Genomic DNA, 13,690 nt, shown 5'->3' with positions numbered 1-13,690 from the left:
CTGCCGCTCTGATCACCCGGACTGCGATCTCGCCGCGGTTAGCGACGAGAACCTTGGTGATATGCGCACTGGCATGACTGGGCACTGAGCCTCCTGAGGTGTCGTGTGCTCTGTGCAGGCCGTTTGTGCTGCACTGTTACGAGCGTCTCTTCGGAGTTTAAGCACAAGCGAGATCGCACTCGAAACTGGAGGGTGATTATGGGGGACCTCCCTGACAGGCGGGCCACCCCTACTGATCGGTAGCAATAGGTCCGGTCGTCGCGGCATCCGTGGTCCTCGCCCATCCTGCCCAGTTGGGCAGGGTGGCAGTCCCAGTGTCGGCGACCTCGTCGATGATCCGACGAACCGCACCGATGTACTGGTGCACGTTCGAGGTCGCGGCCTCGGTATTGGGGTACCTGGCCGAAATATTGACTCCGCGGGGCGTGCGGTTGATCCAGATGTACACGTCGTGGTCGTACTGCTTGCTCCGCAGGGCGCGGGCGTTCCAGTCGGCCCAATGATCGGCCATCGGCGCGAATCGGACGTCCATGAACGAGACGACGAATCGGGGCTTCGCAGTGGTCCCCAGTGCGCGAAAGACGCGATCCAGCGGAACACGCGCGACCGGCTTGGTAGCCGTCACCTGTTCGGTGGCCTGCGCGACGACGGCGCCGAACGACTCCGCGTGAGCGATGTCGAAGGACAGCGGGCACAGCCCGACGAACCAACCTAGCGAGGAGACCCACTGAGGCTGATCCCGGGTATGTACGGGGGTGATCGTCCTGAACTGGGTGTTGCCGGACAGCTCCGCCCCTGCGATCGCAAGCGCGGCCAGTAGTCCGGAGAACAGACTGTTCCCGGTCTTACGGCACGCTACGGAGAAGGAATCTGCGCGCTCGGTGTCCAGAATCCAAGCCGACAGACCGCTCTGAGCCGTATGTGAAGCACTCGGCTCGCCGATGTCCAGAGGAAACTCGGGAAGCAGGCCGTGGCCCTCGTCGAGGAAGCGCTGCCAGGTGACGACAGCCTCGTGGGTGTGCTCCAGTTCTGCATGAATGCGGCGCTCGGAGACACCGAAGTCAAGGTAGCTACCCGCCTCGAACAGTTGCGCCGGAATGTTGTCCTTCGCTTCCGCGTAGAGAGCCGAGATCTCGTGCGCGACAAGCACCGTCGACAGTCCGTCGATGATGGAATGGTCCGCGGCGAAGAAAACAGTGATACGGCCATCGTCCTGATCGGCTGTGTCCTTCGGTAACGGCTCGAGGGTGACGAAAGCGTAGGCGGGCCAGGCGAGGGGTGAGGTGTATTCGTCGAACAGATACTGCAGATGCTCGAACACCTCACTGGACTGTTCGCACAGTTCCTGCTCGACCTGCCAGATGTCGATGGCGCCGGGTGTCGCTGTCACGCGAGACAGCTCACCCGACTCTTCATCGATCGAGGCATGGGAGCGCATCGGCTCGTGGCGGTCGATCCAGGCGAGAACGGCCCGGCGGAATGCAGGCTTGTCCAGTGGCCCCTCCATTTCGAAGGCCGCTCCGAGCCAGCTTTCGCGGCCGCGCCGAGGGCTGGCGAGGCTGGACCGCAGATGGGCCTCGTGCACGTAGGACGTGGGACGCTCGTCGGGTTGCCACCCTGCCAACGCCGGTGTGCTGGCGTGCGGGCCGACACTCGGGATCCACTCGGTCATGGTTCCGGCGGGTAGCGCGTAGTCCGCAAGTTCGGTGAATTCCATGCGGGATTGGACCACCTCTCGCGAACGACTTGAACCAGCAACAACGAGACCGAGTGTACCGAGTAGTAGGTGTATCGATCAAGATGAGCCGTTGCCCCTGGTCAAGACGCTCGCGGAGGCAGTTACCGCAGGTGCCGCTTGATACGCGCCAGCATTGCCGACATCCCTCGTAGCCGGAGTGGGCTGACTACATCGCCGAGGCCGAGGGCCAGGTAGAAGTCGTCCGGGATTGCGAGGATGTCCTGGGCGCTGTGCCCATCGAGCCCTTGGTGCAGGATCGACGCGAACCCCCGGGTCGTCGGCGCTTCCGGCGGCGCGCTGAAGTACAGCTGCACGGCATCTCTGTCGCCGGAGTCGACCGATAGGAACAGCGGAGACTGACATTCGGGGACCGGCTCCATCGCGGCCTGCTCGAGGTGCGACGGCAGTTCGGGCAGTTCGCGGCTGAACTCGAGCAGAAGCTGGAGCTTGTCCTGCCCGGTGACCGCGGCGAAGTCTTCGACGATTTCGGCGAGAGACTCCGGCAACCCGACTGTGCTCCCAGTGTCCGTCACAGTTCTACTGCTTTTCCGGAGCGTCGCCGGGCTCCTCGCCGCGGACGATCGGAACTCGGACCGCGTTGCCCCATTCGGTCCACGAACCGTCGTAGTTGCGCACCGAATCGTGTCCGAGCAGATGTGTCAGCACGAACCAGGTGTGGCTCGAGCGCTCGCCGATACGGCAGTACGCGATGATCTTGTCGTTCGCGACGACGTCGCCGTAGATCTCGTCGAGTTCGGCGCGTGAGCGGAAACGCCCGTCCGGTGCGGCAGCCTTCGCCCACGGAATGCTCGTGGCGGTCGGGATGTGGCCACCGCGAAGCGCGCCTTCCTCGGGGTAATCGGGCATGTGCGTGCGCTCGCCGGTGTACTCCGCAGGCGACCGCACGTCGACGAGGGGAATTGTGCCGAGGCTGGACAGTACGTCTGCGGCAAATGCACGAATCGGTGCGTCGTCACGTTCGACGACCGGGTAGTCGGTAGCCGGGTACTCGGGGACGTCGAGCGTCGTGTCCCGGTTCTCCGCGAGCCACGCGTCGCGGCCGCCATCGAGCAAGCGGACGTCTTCGTGTCCGAAGAGGGTGAACACCCAGAGCGCATACGCGGCCCACCAGTTGCTCTTGTCTCCGTAGATGACGACGGTGTCCGTGCGCGAAATGCCCTTGCGGCTCAGTAGCGCTGCAAACTGCTCGCCGTCGATGTAGTCGCGTGTGACGGGATCGTTGAGGTCGAGATGCCAATCGATCTTGACTGCCCCGGGGACGTGGCCGACGTCGTAGAGGAGAACGTCCTCATCCGACTCGACGACCTTGAGGCCGGGAGTTCCCAGGTGTGCGGACAGCCATTGCGTGGACACCAGGCGATCCGGATGTGCGTAATCGCCGAACGAGGGGGTGGGGTCTGCTGCTATGGGCACTTCTTCTTCGCTCCTACATGGGATCGATTCGAGCTGACTGTCACGATCCTATGCGTTCGGTCCGACGAGCGAAGCCTCACTCGAATACGCCTTGGCTCCGGCTTCGCGGCGGATCACTGCCGCAAGCGTCAGGGCGAAGCTCGCGATGATCGCGTGGCCCTGGGATGTGTCGGGGAAACGTGAGCGCAGTGCTATGCCGTCTCGTGTTCGCGATACCCAGAATTGGGCGTCATCGGCAGTGGTGACGTTGCTGATGTGGTGGGCGTTGCGGTCATCGGCGTTTGCCCCCGGCAAGGCGCGGTAATCGATGTAGGAAATCATGAACACGTCCTGCCGAGGCCGTGAGAATTGCTCGCCCAGCGCTCGGAGCACATGCGGAATCGGCACGGCCGCCAGGGGCAGTGCGGCCCGGAACGACGCGTGCGCGGAGGTGAGCGTGTCGGCGAACGTGTCGGCGACGGTGACGCTCATCGGAGCGTTGGTCGTGAACCATCCCAGTGCGTGCGCATACTCGGCAGCTCGGCGAGTATGCAGCGGAAACAGGAGGGAAAAGAGTTGCGGCCCGCCCATTTCGGCTGTGGCGGTTGCAGCCGCCGCAACGATTGCCGAGAACATGCCTGCTCCGAGGTCGCGACAGCGGCGTTCGAAGAGCACGGCGTCGTCTGCCGTCGAGAGCGCGTGAATCGTCGTGGCCTGAGAAGCCTGATCACCAAGGGGCACACCGAGATCGAATGGAAACGCCGGAGTGTGGCCGCCGCACCTGTCGACGAACTCGGACCAGGCGAGAATTCGAGGATCCGAGGACGAGACTTCGGGCGCCTGCGCTTCGTCTGCGCAGTACTCGACGAAACTTCCGACGCTGTCCAGTTCAGGGGCATTGCCTGCACGACGAGCACGGTAGAGGGCTGTGATCTCCTCGGCTGCGACGGTCATCGACAGCGCATCGACGTGAGCATGGTCGAAGCCACACACTATGGTTGCGCGGTCCGGACGGTCCACTGCGGCAAAGGAATACGACGGTCGTTGCGAGGGATGGCAGAGATAGTTCAGCCGCGCGCGGAGGTGGGTGCTGACACTGGCGGAATCGGTGATCGTCGTGGCGCTCGGCCGGCCGATCCGCAGCTCGGCCGACTCGTGAACCCGACGATGGATCTCGCCATCGGAGGTGTGGAATGTCGTGCGCAACGCGGCGTGGCGCTCGATGAACTCGGTGAAAGCCCAGGTGAGCGCATCGATGTCGAGTGGGCCCTCGATGTCGAACGCGGTGGCGATCCACACGGCCCCGGTCCGATCTCCTGCGCCCGAAGTGTCGAGGGCGGAGGACAGATGGAAGGTTTGATTGAACGACGGTGGGATCGGCGACGACCCTCCGGCCCCCAGGTCCACGGGCCACTCGAGGTACGTACCCGGCGCGGTCCGGAACTCGGTGATCGAGGTAACGCGCATCTAGTGGTGCCCGGTTGTCTCGGGCACCCGAATCACGTAGTCACCCTCGCGAGCCGCTGTTTCCAGCACAGCCTGGAGGTGTGAGTGGTACCGATCCACCGACTGGGCTGCGACGTCGTTGTCGGGCACCTGCGCGACGAGATACAGGTGATCGGCATCGCGGTTGATCCACATCGACGCGTTCGACGTCCGTCCTTCGCCGGTGAAGTGCTCGCCGCGTGCGTCGGCGGGCCGGCCGACCCCGGGGAACCAGCGAAAATCTATGTAGGACAGCATATTGGGACTCACTGCGAGTTCACTGCCTAGCGTCCCGTCCGCAGCGAGTGCTCCGAGGACGGCGTGCACGGGCGCAGCCGCGATGTGCTTGGCGTCTTCGAAGCCGTCGTGTGCCTTGGCTGCGACGGTCGAGAACGAGTCGGCGTCATCGACCTCGAATGCGACCGGTGCGAAGTTGACGAACCAGCCCTGTGACTGACCGTAGTTACCGAGATGCCGGGTGCTGAGTACGGTGATTCCGAAGTAGTCCGACCGTCCAGCCAGTTCGTAGTCCGTGATTCCCACCGCCGCGAACACTCCGCTGCTGATTCGTGCGCCCGCGGCTTTGCACGCCCGGTCGAGCGCCGCGGTGGCATCCGCGTCCAGGAGATGTCGTTCGACAATGCGTACGGGACCGCGGTCGCCCTCCGCCAGGCCGAGATCGAGCGGAAAGCGTGGCATCCTGCCGTCGTTCTTGTCGAATATCCGCTTCCACGCTCGGATTTCAGGCGAGTCCGGGCCGTACGTAGCGGCCCTCGCACGTTCCTCGACTGCGTAGTCGAGGTGGCTTCCAGCTGGTGCCGGTGCCGGTGCGTCCTCGCCGATTTCGAGGGCATACAGGTCCGCCAGCTCGCTGATGACCAAGGCCTGCGACCCGCCGTCCGTGAACGCGTGGTCGGCGCCGTAGTAGAGCGTGAAGCTCTCGGCGCGTTCGACCGCACCCACGACGAATCCCGGCCATTCGAACGCCGTCGCCTCGGACGAGAAGCGCCTGCGCACGTAGGTCTGGAACTCCGCGTCGAGGCTGAACGTGCCCCTCTCGCTCGGGGCGAACGCTGCCGCCTCGCGCGGCACGAGGCGACGAGTCACCGCACCGCCCTCGACCTCGAACCAGCACCGCAGCCCCTCGTGCCGCAGCACGTACGCGGCGATTGCCCGAGACAGAGCGTCACGGTCCAGCGACCCGTCGATTTCGGTGGCAACGCCGGTATAGGCATGGTGCTCGTCGCCGCGGGCCGCCGCTGCAGAGGCGGCCACGAGATGATCCTCCTGCAGGAACGACGGTGGTGCCGGATGTGTCGGTGCTCTGCGCGCAACGTCGAGTGCGTGCTGCACCGGGTGCCACTCCAGCAGTCTGCCGGGCTTCGGCGTCCAGTTGCCGAGTGCGGTGATGATCATCTTCGAACCTCCGGCTCTAGTGTCGACCCGCTCCGGCGGCCGCGACCAACGAATCTACCGATTCGACGGGTTCGGAGATGACGGTCGTCATGACGGAGACGAATTCGGTGATGAAGCGGTGCACGTTGGTTGTCGAGACATCGGTGCTGGGGTAGCGGGCCGAGATGTTGAGGCCTTGGAGCGTGCGGTTGATCCAGAAGTAGACCTCGTTCTCAGCGTGGCATTCGCTGCGCAGCGCGCGTCCCTTGCGCGCCTGCCACTCCTCGCCATCGGGCAGGAACCGCAGATCTATGTAGGAGACGACGAAGCGTGGGATCTCGGTCGAGGACAGCAACGATGCGACCCGTGAGTAGGGGACTGCTGCGAGGCCCTTGTGCCGATTCGACCCCGCGGCTGCACACTCGATCGCCTCGGCGAACGTTCGGGCGTTCTCCAGCCGAATCTCCATCGGGAGGATCCCGACGTACCAACCGACGCTCGCGGCCCACTTCTCCGCATAGCGGGTGTGCATGGGCATGATGGTCCGGAATGTCCCCTCGCCGGTCAATCGAGCGTTGACCAGTGCGAGGGCGGCAAGTATTCCCGACTGCATGTTCTGGCCGGCGTCGCGGCAGACGGCGTTGAATCGCGCGACCTGCTCGGTGGTGAGCAGCCAGGACGACACGCTGCTCTGACGCGTTGCGAGATCAGTGGTAGCAGGCGAGTCCTTGACGCTGATCGGGAGTGGGAAGGCGGGGAAGCGGCCGTCTTCGTCGGCGAGGAAACGCTGCCACGCGACGACGGCCTCGTGGTCGGTGGTCAGGGACTCGCCGAGAGCACGCTCGGTGGCCGAGAAGTCGACATAACTTCCCACCTCGGGTAGCGAGTGTTCGGTGCCGTCCAGCTCGTGCGCATACAGTCGGTCGAATTCGTTGATCGCGTAGATCTGGCTGTAGGCATCCATCACGGAGTGGTCGGCCGCAAAGATGACCAGGAACTTGTCCTGTTGCGGCGCGCTCGCTGCAACATGTGGTTCGGGGACCACGGTGGCCATCACGAAGTGGGGCCACCGGGTGGGGGATACGACATCGGCGAACCAAGCCTCGAGGTGTTCGAATACCTGAGACTCGCTCCTGGTCTTCTGCTCCTGCCGGATATCGACGCGCACGGCGTCCGCCGGGACCGTGAACCGTCGCCAGGTTCCGGTCGCGGGGTCCGGCTCGACGCGAGTACGGAACGCTTCGTGGCGTTCGACGTAGCTCAGAATGGTCCGACGCATTACCTCGGCGTCGTAGCGGCGGTGAATCTCGAATACGGTGCCGATCCAGGATCCGTTGTTGCCGCGACTGCAATGGTCTTCGTGCGTGAACGAGACACCGCGTGGGTCCTCGGCCCACGCCGAGTCGGTCACAGCAGGTACCCACTCGGTGAGCTTTCCTGCAGGTAGCGGGTAGTCGGCCAGTTCGGTGTATTCCATCGAATGTATCCAATTCCGAGCTCGGCCAGCGGCGACTGGCAACATGGTGGACGATTCGTGCTGCAGCGCTCGATCAGCGTCGTGCAGGCACCATCTCGAGGCGTGACTGCGCACTGGTTGACACTGCACTGTGCACCTGTAACGCATATACGGCTACCGGCGCAGTCACTGCGCTCGGTATTGGTTTCGACAATGACAGTAGGTCGAATCGGCAGGTAATTCGCTATGCAAAAAAGTGTTGTTGATCACCTGGCATCGTCTTGACGGGGGTCGATGATCATGATTGTCGGAGTCGTCCGATTTCGATAATCTGTGAATGTCCTTGCAGCGCAATCATTATCGGGCATTTTTGCGTCGAGTTGCGAAGTGCGCCGAAGGGTGCATCGTCGACCGGGTGGTAACCGGTGACCGCGGCGCCGCTCCGATTTCTATGGCCTGTCACACACTTCGTAAACGAACCAATCCGTACGGACCGCGGCTTCGAATTCGACTAATTCGCATGTGACTACTCGAAACCTGGAATTAATCTGCGAGTTAACGAAACCGCGCTATATAGGCTTTTGTAGTACATTTTTCGCATGACCCGAATTGGATTTGCGGATCACTTATTCCTGCGAATGCACCATGGAATCGGCAATCCCGTCTTCAATCAGTTTCTTTGGCTGCTCGACACTGCCGTTTCGGGCGATGACCTCGAAAGACTGCGAACGAACCTGTCGAAAGGGCTGTTGGCGCGCAGGGTCGAACCGCCGACGCTGCCGACCGCCCGACATCGATGGGTCGCGTCCACCGTGTCGCTTCCACTCGAGCTCGCCCCGTCGCCGCTACCTTCGGACACCGTCCTGTGCTGGGCGGAACAGCGGGTCATCGATGATCTGGACCCCGAGGCGGGTATCGGCTGGCAGCTTGCGGCCGCACCGCTGTCCGGAGGGGGGATGGTCGTTTCTCTCGTCTGCTCGCACATGGTCGCCGACGGCGCCGCCATGGTAGAGGCCATTCGTCGAGCAAACTCGGACAACAGCGGGGTCGACAACAGTGGGGTCGATGCGCGCGACCTGGGTACGAGCCCGTCGCTCTTCGGCGGTATCGTCGAAGATCTCGGCGATACCGTCGGTGAAGCGAAGCCGATCGTGCAGTGGGTGGCCGCGAAGGTGGTCGCTACCGCAACGTCCGTTTTCTCCTCGGGGCAGGACTCCGCGTCCGGATCAGGACAGATCGATCCTCCCAGGCGGCAGAACGTGGATCAGGTCTCGGGCCCGTGGAGCCCGCCGTACGTGGTGGTCGAGTGTTCCGCTGCCGAATGGCATGCTGCGGCGGCCGAGTGGGGTGGAACGTCCAACTCCCTCTTCATCGGCGTGATGACGGCGATATCGGAGGCACTCGGCCGAGCGATGCCGGGTGACGAGCTGCGGTGGTCGCTCCCGTACAGCGATCGTGACCCGCTCGATATCGACTCCAACTCGACCAAGATCATTCCGGTTCGGGTGCCGGTATCGGATCGTCAGGATCGAGACCTCACTCGGATCAGGAAGGCGTGCAAAGCTGCATTCACGGACTTCGCTGCGCGTCAGAAGGCCGGCACCGCGTCGCCGACCGTCCCGCTTCCGCTCATTCAGATGCTGCCCGATGCGGTGGTTGCGAGGCTTCCGATGCCGACCGACGGAGCGGAGGGGCTGTGTTCGAACCTCGGACAGCTGCCCGAGGACTTCATCACGATCGGTGGGGTACGGGCTCGCAGTGTGGCGGCGCGCGCAACTTTCGCGGGAGCGGACGCTGCGTTCGCGCGGACGCTCGGTGGTGGCTCGACCGCGTGGGCGACCGAAACCGACGAGGCCATCACGATCACACTGCACGGCATGGACCCCGATCGCATGGTCACCGACAGCGCGGTACGCGACGTCGTCGCGGATGTTCTCCAGCGATGGAAGATCAGTCACCGCTTCTGGTGAGTGGCACCCTCGATCAAGTCTGCGGCAACCCGCAGCGAATCCATGGCCGGCGTCATCGAATCGGCAAGTTCGGCCGCCCGCGCAGCGGTCTCGGGTCGGAGGAGCGTGTCGATTCCCGCAGCCAGTGTGTCTGTGGTGAGCGTCGTGAACTTGGCGGACGTGCCGGCACCTGTTCTGGTCAGCGCGGCTCCCCAGAAGGGCTGGTCGGCACTGAACCAGCACGTCATCGTCGGCAGTCCGGCTCGAATGCTCGCTGCAGTCGTTCCCGCGCCACCGTGATGAATTGCCGCTCGGCACAACGGGAACAGTGTGGCGTGGTTCACCGGACCCACCGTCGCGACGGCAGCAGTCGGGTCCACTGATTCATCGATCGCGCTCCAGCCGGAACTGACAACCGCCCGGTGTCCGCCGATGCGGCAGACGTCCTCGATCATGGCTACCAACGCGGATGGATCCCGCACCGGCATGCTGCCGAATCCGAAGTACAGCGGTGGTGTGCCCTCGTCGATCCATCGACCCAGAGGTGAACCGGAGGTCGATTCCATACCCGTAGTTGTTGTCGCCGCGGGAAGTTCGAGAAATCCCACGAACGGTCTTGCCTCGTCCCACTCCTGGGACAGTCCAGGGAAGAACGAGCTCTCGTAGGCTTGAATTTCGATACCGCCGTACCGGGCGATCCGCGTCGACAGCGGCTGCGATGCAGCGGGAAGCCCAAGTACGGTGCGCTGGATGTTCTCTCGTTCTTTCATCGATCGCCAACGCATCGACTCCAGGATCCGCCACGTGCCACGATTGACGATGGCGGGCAGCTCCCTGCCCGGGAGAACCGACACCGAGCCGTTCGATCTGAGCGGGCAGTAGTGCAGTGCGATGAACGGGATCGACAGGGCCTCAGCGCAGTTGAACGTCATTTCCTGGCCGAGAGTGCCGGCAACGGCCGCATCGGCACCGACCGACATCTGCGACAGCTGCTCGGTCATGTCGTCCCAACCGAAGTTTGCGAGCTCGGCCAGCGCAGCCGTTCGAACGCGCGGATTTCGCGATTTGATTCGGGTCCTCACCAGATCCGATTCGAGCAGGGCCTGCGTGTCCGGTCCGAACGGGACGATGGAGATACCGGCGGTGGACTCTGTCGCGGCCGTGGCGAACGTCACCAGGTTGGGCGGTGCTCCGAATGTGACTTCGTGTCCGCGCCCGGCGAGTTCGATCCCGAGCGCCAAGCCTGGTGCTACGTCCCCCCGGCTGCCGGTGAACGGCAGTACAAACTTCATTGGTGAACTCCTCAGCCGCACTCCGTCGCCCGAGTGCAACCTACCCCATGGCCGGCTGGTACGCGTAACACGAACGGAGACAGGGAGGTTTGCCGGAAATCACCTGCGTGGTAGGCGATATCGAGCCGATCTCCGTTACGCTCGTCTGCGTGAGTAGATTGACGTACGACGACGACCTGTTCCTGCGAATGGAGTGCGTCCTCGACGTCCCCGTCGTCAATCAGATCGTGTGGCGGTTCGACGAGCCGATCGCGCGCGAATCCCTGCACGCTATGTGGGAGAACCTCCGCGACGGCCCGATCAACCGAACGGTAGAGCGTGTGCGCTTCCCCGGTGCTCGCGACTCCTGGACCAGGGCCTCGACGTCGCTACCTCTCGATCTCGACGCCAGGGTGCTCGGCTCGAGCGAGCTCGCGGGATGGATGGAGAAGCGGGCCGCCGTTCGGCTCGATCCCGAGAACGGGCCGGTGTGGCAGCTCGCCTACGCAGATACCGACGGTGGCGGCTCCGTGGTCTCGCTCGTCGCCTCGCATGTCGTCGGCGACGGTGGGGCGCTCACCTCTGCCGCCATTGCCGCCGTACGCGGACCAGGAGACCCCGAGGACTTTCGATCGGCCTGGGACGGCCCGACACACGGCGACATCTCCGATGCCGCCGGGCAGATCGGCGCCGCCGCGCTCGGGACTGTGCGCGCACTCGGAAGAGGCGCCCGCAATGCACTCACGCGGTCCACGAAGGACGAGCCGAGGGCGAACACTCCGATCGCAGTACCGAACCCGACTCGCTTCGGTGAGTTCGCGCCCAGCACCGTCGTGGTCGACTGCCCCACCGAGCAGTGGACGGCGGCTGCCGCGTCCGTGGGAGGCAGCGGCAACAGCCTGCTGGTAGCAGTGGCGATGGGAATTCTGACCGCAAGTGGCCGCGTTCACGAATCCGACACGGTCAAAGTCTCACTGCCGGTGAGTACCCGTGTCGCCGGTGATGTGCGGGCCAACGCGACCTCCGGAGTGTCCATTCAGGTCCAGGGAGGTGGCGGCTATCGCCGCGACCTCGGAGACATCAGGCGAGCGAGCAAAGATGCGTTCACGACGCTCGCCGACGCCAGCCGCTCCACGACGTTCGAACTGACCAAACCACTCATGCAGATGCTGCCCGACGCGATTGTCGCCAGGGCGGCGAAGTCGGCGACGGCTCCACTGTGCCTGTGTTCGAACCTCGGTAATCGCGGAAGCGCACTGCGGTCGTTGGGTGGCGCCGACGCACGCTCGGTCGCCATGCGATCGATCACTCAGCAGACCACCGCGGAACTGCTACGTCGCACGAAGGGCGGTGTGAGCGTCTGGTGGAACACCTCGGGGGCCACGGCAACCTTGTGCGTGACTGGACTCGATCCCGATCTTTTCCCGAGCAGGGAACACCTCTGCACGCTGATCGCCGATGAATTCGACAGGTGGCAGCTGACCCCGACATTCTGGTGAAGCTATGCTCGTTCACCGATTCACCACCGAGGGTGCGGCACCAAGCGAAAAGGGGAAGTGAACATGGCAGTAGTCGTGTTGTTCGGTTCGGAGACCGGTACCGCCGAGGAAGTCGCGGACAAGATCGCCGACGTTCTGGCGGACCATGACGCCGAGGTTCGCGACATGCTCGAGTACGAGGTCTCCGAGATCGACACCGACGACTTTCACGTCATCATTTGCTCGACCTACGGTGACGGCGAGCTCCCGACGGGAGCGGAACCGTTCTACGACGCGCTCGTCGAGGACGCGCCCGATCTGACCGGGCTCAAGTTCGCACTGTTCGGACTCGGCGATCGTGTGTACGGGGACACATTCAACCGCGGTGGCGAGATCATCGCCGAGAAGCTGGTGGAACTCGGTGCCGAGCAGATCCACGAGCACGCCAGGCACGATAGCTCGTCGAACGTCAAGCCCAAGGCGCAGGCCGAGGAGTGGGCCCGCGAGCTGACCGGGCTACTGGCCGGCTGACCACACGTCGGACATCGAGACGCCGACATCGGCCAGCAATCGACGGACGAGGGGGAGACCGATACCGATGACGCTGGACGGATCTCCCTCGATCCGATCGACGAACCATCCGCCGAGACCGTCCAGCGTGAATGCGCCCGCGACTTCGAGTGGCTCTCCAGACACCAGGTAGGACTCGAGGTCTGGCTGGGACGGTTCGGCGAAGTGAACTGTGGTGGTGCTGCATTCCGCTACCGTCGAGACAGTTCGCCCTTCGCGCACTCTGAGCACCGCATGGCCGGTCAGTAGGTCACCGGAACGGCCCGCCATCGACGCCCAGCGTCGTCGTGCCACGTCGACGCTGTGTGGTTTGCCCTGCAACTCGCCGTCGATCGACAGCATCGAATCGCAACCGACGACGACGGCATCGTCGAACTCGTCGGCAACCGCTTGTGCCTTCGCTCGCGCCAGGGACCGAACGACGTCCTCGGGTGACGGCGAAGCACCGAGGGCAGCCGTCAGCGCATCTTCGTCCACGCCGGACACTCGCACCACGGGGTCGACTCCTGCGGCCCGTAGCACCCCTAGTCGGGCCGGTGACGCAGATGCGAGAACGAAGAGTGGCACGCGATCAGAAGCGGTTGGCCGCTGCGTACGAGTACGGCGAGTACGGCGTAAACGTTCGGTGCATCGACGCAGGCGTTCCCCAGAGTTCGGATGGCCGTGCATCTGCGACCGGACTCGCAGCGGACGCAGCGGCCGTCAGGACAGCCACGAGCGCCGCGATCTCCTCGTCGGAAGGGTTGCCCTTCACGATGCGAATCGCAGCGCTCAGCTGCGCCTGTGCAGCCTCGTCGGTCGGTGCCGAATCGTCGAGTGCAACAAGGTCGGCGTCGGCGAGTTCTGCCGTGATGTCTGCATCCCTCGAAATCGCTTCGGCGCTCACAGCGGGATGTTTCCGTGCTTCTTCGGTGGCAGGGTGACTTGTTTGCGTT

The 13,690-nt window shown here is 64.0% G+C and carries 13 protein-coding genes; 3 read left to right on the top strand and 10 right to left on the bottom strand.

The features are described from left to right. The 7 genes from ACODSO_RS28470 to ACODSO_RS28440 all read right to left on the bottom strand — a co-directional run. Nucleotides 1-85, bottom strand: an 85-nt coding sequence (locus ACODSO_RS28470; RefSeq protein WP_378690743.1) for a biotin carboxylase N-terminal domain-containing protein, incomplete at its 3' end; no start/stop codon positions are given. 144 nt (nt 86-229) lie between these two features. Further along, complete coding sequence (locus ACODSO_RS28465) at nt 230-1,717, bottom strand: condensation domain-containing protein (RefSeq protein WP_489039987.1); 1,488 nt, start codon at nt 1,715-1,717, stop codon at nt 230-232. A 122-nt stretch (nt 1,718-1,839) separates the two neighbouring features. After that, a complete protein-coding gene (locus ACODSO_RS28460) occupies nt 1,840-2,271 on the bottom strand; it encodes a SufE family protein (RefSeq protein ID WP_489039986.1) in 432 nt (143 codons plus the stop codon). A 4-nt stretch (nt 2,272-2,275) separates the two neighbouring features. Then, nucleotides 2,276-3,172, bottom strand: coding sequence for a sulfurtransferase (locus ACODSO_RS28455; RefSeq protein ID WP_489039985.1), 897 nt, complete (start codon nt 3,170-3,172; stop codon nt 2,276-2,278). Between the two features lie 48 nt (nt 3,173-3,220). Then, nucleotides 3,221-4,618, bottom strand: coding sequence for a condensation domain-containing protein (locus tag ACODSO_RS28450; RefSeq protein WP_489039984.1), 1,398 nt, complete (start codon nt 4,616-4,618; stop codon nt 3,221-3,223). Further along, entirely contained in the window at nt 4,619-6,052 is a 1,434-nt protein-coding gene (locus ACODSO_RS28445) for a condensation domain-containing protein (protein ID WP_489039982.1), read from the bottom strand. 16 nt (nt 6,053-6,068) lie between these two features. Then, nucleotides 6,069-7,508, bottom strand: a complete 1,440-nt coding sequence (locus ACODSO_RS28440; protein WP_489039980.1) for a condensation domain-containing protein — start codon at nt 7,506-7,508, stop codon at nt 6,069-6,071. Nucleotides 7,509-8,086: 578 nt separating this feature from the next. Between ACODSO_RS28440 and ACODSO_RS28435 the strand changes: the two genes are divergently transcribed. Continuing rightward, nucleotides 8,087-9,457, top strand: coding sequence for a hypothetical protein (locus ACODSO_RS28435; protein ID WP_489039979.1), 1,371 nt, complete (start codon nt 8,087-8,089; stop codon nt 9,455-9,457). Here the strand turns inward: ACODSO_RS28435 and ACODSO_RS28430 are convergent. Further along, complete coding sequence (locus ACODSO_RS28430) at nt 9,442-10,728, bottom strand: glycosyltransferase (protein ID WP_489039978.1); 1,287 nt, start codon at nt 10,726-10,728, stop codon at nt 9,442-9,444. The two genes, ACODSO_RS28435 and ACODSO_RS28430, sit on opposite strands and share 16 nt — an antisense overlap. Before the next feature lie 149 nt (nt 10,729-10,877). Between ACODSO_RS28430 and ACODSO_RS28425 the strand changes: the two genes are divergently transcribed. Both ACODSO_RS28425 and ACODSO_RS28420 read left to right on the top strand, forming a co-directional pair. Beyond that, on the top strand, nt 10,878-12,206 hold the full coding sequence (locus ACODSO_RS28425; RefSeq protein ID WP_489039977.1) for a hypothetical protein: 1,329 nt from the start codon (nt 10,878-10,880) through the stop codon (nt 12,204-12,206). Between the two features lie 63 nt (nt 12,207-12,269). Further along, a complete protein-coding gene (locus ACODSO_RS28420; protein ID WP_068378959.1) occupies nt 12,270-12,716 on the top strand; it encodes a flavodoxin domain-containing protein in 447 nt (148 codons plus the stop codon). Here the strand turns inward: ACODSO_RS28420 and ACODSO_RS28415 are convergent. After that, nucleotides 12,702-13,322, bottom strand: coding sequence for a Maf family protein (locus ACODSO_RS28415; protein WP_489039976.1), 621 nt, complete (start codon nt 13,320-13,322; stop codon nt 12,702-12,704). The two genes, ACODSO_RS28420 and ACODSO_RS28415, sit on opposite strands and share 15 nt — an antisense overlap. Nucleotides 13,323-13,326: 4 nt before the next feature. After that, nucleotides 13,327-13,641 carry an acyl-CoA carboxylase epsilon subunit gene (locus ACODSO_RS28410; protein ID WP_489039988.1) on the bottom strand — a complete coding sequence of 105 codons (315 nt, stop codon included), beginning with the start codon at nt 13,639-13,641 and terminating at the stop codon, nt 13,327-13,329. Nucleotides 13,642-13,690: the final 49 nt, after the last annotated feature.

This window comes from Rhodococcus sp. FG69, assembly GCF_057808915.1.
This window is presented reverse-complemented; position numbering and strand designations above follow the sequence as displayed.

Bases quoted from the DNA above. Each gene is read 5' to 3' on its own strand.
- ACODSO_RS28465 (WP_489039987.1), bottom strand. From the start codon at position 1,717: ATGGAATTCACCGAACTTGCGGACTACGCGCTACCCGCCGGAACCATG.
- ACODSO_RS28450 (WP_489039984.1), bottom strand. From the start codon at position 4,618: ATGCGCGTTACCTCGATCACCGAGTTCCGGACCGCGCCGGGTACGTAC.
- ACODSO_RS28445 (WP_489039982.1), bottom strand. From the start codon at position 6,052: ATGATCATCACCGCACTCGGCAACTGGACGCCGAAGCCCGGCAGACTG.
- ACODSO_RS28440 (WP_489039980.1), bottom strand. From the start codon at position 7,508: ATGGAATACACCGAACTGGCCGACTACCCGCTACCTGCAGGAAAGCTC.
- ACODSO_RS28435 (WP_489039979.1), top strand. From the start codon at position 8,087: ATGACCCGAATTGGATTTGCGGATCACTTATTCCTGCGAATGCACCAT.
- ACODSO_RS28430 (WP_489039978.1), bottom strand. From the start codon at position 10,728: ATGAAGTTTGTACTGCCGTTCACCGGCAGCCGGGGGGACGTAGCACCA.
- ACODSO_RS28420 (WP_068378959.1), top strand. From the start codon at position 12,270: ATGGCAGTAGTCGTGTTGTTCGGTTCGGAGACCGGTACCGCCGAGGAA.